The sequence below is a fragment of the Paenarthrobacter sp. NPDC058040 genome, assembly GCF_042885775.1.
Lineage (GTDB): Bacteria > Actinomycetota > Actinomycetes > Actinomycetales > Micrococcaceae > Arthrobacter.
The window spans coordinates 1-2,307 of record NZ_JBHVRN010000039.1; the positions used below are offsets into that span (position 1 = coordinate 1).

Here is a 2,307-nt window from a genome sequence, read left to right on the forward strand (position 1 = left end):
AGGTTGGACGTGGCTGCAGGAGAAGAGACCTCACACATCCTTAGTGGGTTGACTGCCCAGTTGCCTGATCGTGATCCGGAAGAGACCGCGGAGTGGATTGAGTCCCTTGATGCGTTGATCGCGGAGCAGGGTACGGAGCGGGCGCAGTTCATTATGCGTTCGTTGTTGCAGCGTGCTGGTGCCCGGAGCGTGGGTGTTCCGATGGTGACGACCACTGATTATGTGAACACGATCCCGGTGGACCAGGAAGCGCCGTTCCCGGGGAACGAGGAGTTCGAGCGCCGGTACCGGGCGTATATGCGGTGGAACGCGGCCGTGATGGTCCACCGGGCGCAGCGGTCCGATATTGGTGTGGGCGGGCATATTTCCACCTACGCCGGTGCGGCGACCTTGTACGAGGTCGGGTTCAACCATTTCTTCCGCGGCAAGGACCACCCTTCCGGCGGTGACCAGGTGTTCTTCCAGGGCCACGCGTCCCCGGGCATGTACGCCCGCGCGTTCATGGAAGGCCGGTTGTCGGAGGAGGATTTGGACGGGTTCCGGCAGGAGAAGTCCAAGGAAGGCCACGCCCTGTCCTCCTACCCGCACCCCAGGTTGATGCCGGGGTTCTGGGAGTTCCCGACCGTGTCGATGGGTATCGGCCCGATGAACGCGATCTACCAGGCCCAGTCCAACCGGTACCTCCAGAACCGCGGGATCAAGGACACCACGGACCAGCAGGTCTGGGCGTTCCTCGGTGACGGGGAAATGGACGAACCCGAATCCCGTGGTTTGTTGCAGCTCGCCGCGAACGAGAACCTGGACAACCTGAACTTCGTGATCAACTGCAACCTCCAGCGCCTGGACGGCCCGGTGCGCGGCAACGGCAAGATCATGCAGGAGTTGGAGGCGTTCTTCCGCGGCGCGGGCTGGAACGTGATCAAGGTGGTCTGGGGCCGGGAATGGGACACCCTCCTGGAAGCTGACCATGATGGCGCGCTGGTGCAGTTGATGAACGAAACCGCCGACGGTGACTACCAGACCTACAAGGCCGAATCCGGCGGGTTCGTCCGCGAACACTTCTTCGGTAAATCCCCGCAGACCAAGGACATGGTCGCTGACCTGACCGACGAACAGATCTGGGGCCTCAAACGAGGCGGCCACGACTACCGCAAGGTCTACGCCGCCTATAAGGCCGCGACCGAGTTCAAGGGCAAACCCACCGTCATCCTCGCCAAAACCGTCAAGGGCTACGGCCTGGGACCGCACTTCGAGGGCCGCAACGCGACCCACCAAATGAAGAAACTCACCATGGAAGACCTCAAAGCCTTCCGTGACCACCTGCGCATCCCCATCACCGACGAACAACTCGACGCGGACCTCTACCGGCCCCCGTACTACCACCCCGGCATGGACGCCCCGGAAATCCAGTACCTCATGGAACGCCGCCAGCAACTGGGCGGGTTCCTGCCCGAACGCCGCCCCGACCACACCCCCGTGACCCTGCCCGAGGCCAAGTCCTACGACATCGCCAAACGCGGCTCCGGCAAACAACAAGCCGCGACCACCATGGCCTTCGTCCGGCTCCTCAAAGACCTCATGCGGGACAAGAACTTCGGCAACCGCCTCGTCCCCGTCGTCCCGGACGAATCACGCACCTTCGGCATGGACGCGTTCTTCCCGACCGCGAAAATCTACAACCCCAAAGGCCAGAACTACCTCTCCGTGGACCGCGACCTCGTCCTGGCCTACAAAGAATCCCCCGCCGGCCAACTCATCCACCCCGGCATCAACGAAGCCGGAGCCGTCGCCGCGTTCACCGCCGCCGGCACCTCCTACGCCACCCACGGCGAACCCCTCGTCCCGATCTACGTGTTCTACTCCATGTTCGGCTTCCAACGCACCGGCGACTCCTTCTGGGCCGCCGCCGACCAAATGACCCGCGGCTTCATCATCGGCGCCACCGCAGGACGAACCACCCTCACCGGCGAAGGACTCCAACACGCCGACGGACACTCCCCCCTGCTCGCCGCGACCAACCCCGCCGTGCGCACCTACGACCCCGCCTACGGCTACGAAATCGGCCACATCATCCGCCACGGCCTCGAGCAAATGTACGGTCCCGACAGCACGGACAAAAACGTGATGTACTACCTCACCGTCTACAACGAACCCATCACCCAACCCGCCGAACCCGAAAACCTCGACACCACCGGCCTCCTCAAAGGCATCTACCACCTCGCCCAAGCCCCCACCGGCCCCGAGAACCGCCCCACCGCGCAAATCCTCGCCTCCGGCGTGTCCGTCCCCTGGGCCCTCGAAGCCCAA

1 protein-coding gene is annotated in these 2,307 nt (G+C 63.7%); it reads left to right on the forward strand.

Annotated features, from left to right (window positions below; genetic code table 11):
• Positions 1-9 precede the first annotated feature (9 nt).
• Positions 10-2,307 (forward strand): pyruvate dehydrogenase (acetyl-transferring), homodimeric type (gene aceE, locus ACFVSJ_RS24330; protein ID WP_387439691.1); only part of this gene is annotated, 2,298 nt, incomplete at its 3' end.